This is a genomic window from Micromonospora sp. M61, assembly GCF_018070245.1.
Classification (GTDB): Bacteria; Actinomycetota; Actinomycetes; order Mycobacteriales; family Micromonosporaceae; genus Micromonospora; species Micromonospora zamorensis.
This window is the reverse complement of record NZ_JAGPYA010000188.1, coordinates 1-537: the sequence shown is the minus strand read 5'-3', so window position 1 is coordinate 537 and position 537 is coordinate 1. Positions and strand designations below refer to the sequence as shown.

Below are 537 nucleotides of genomic sequence, written 5' to 3'. Positions count from 1 at the left end.
CACCGACCAACCCCGACAGATCCCAACCCCGATCCGACGGAAACTCCACCACCCCATCACCACCAGAAACCACAAAATCCCACAACTCATCCGGCGAACCCACACCACCCGGAAAACGACACGCCATACCCACAATCGCCACCGGCTCATCCACCACCGACGACGGCACAACCTCCGAACCAGAACCCTGATCCCCACCCAACAACAACCCCAAAAACCCCGCCAACACACCCGCCGACGGATAATCAAAAACAACACTCGACGGCAACAACAAACCCGTCGCAGCGGCCAACCGATTCCGCAACTCCACCGCAGTGAGTGAGTCGAAGCCGAGTTCGCGGAAGGGTCGGTCGGTGCCGATGTCGGCGACGCCACCCAACCCGAGGACCGCGGCCGCCTCGGTGCGCACGACGTCGAGGAGTCGCTTCGCGCGTTCGGTGGCACTGAGCCCGTCGAGGAAGGTGCTCTGCGCTGCGGTCACGTCCTCGACCGGGGTGTACACCTCATCGAGCAACGGACGCGACCGGGCCGAGGTGA

At 63.5% G+C, this 537-nt stretch carries 1 protein-coding gene; it reads right to left on the bottom strand.

What is annotated here, in order from left to right:
• Nucleotides 1-514, bottom strand: a 514-nt coding sequence (locus tag KBX34_RS33265) for an acyl carrier protein (RefSeq protein ID WP_282102719.1), incomplete at its 3' end; no start/stop codon positions are given.
• Between the last annotated feature and the right edge of the window lie 23 nt (nucleotides 515-537).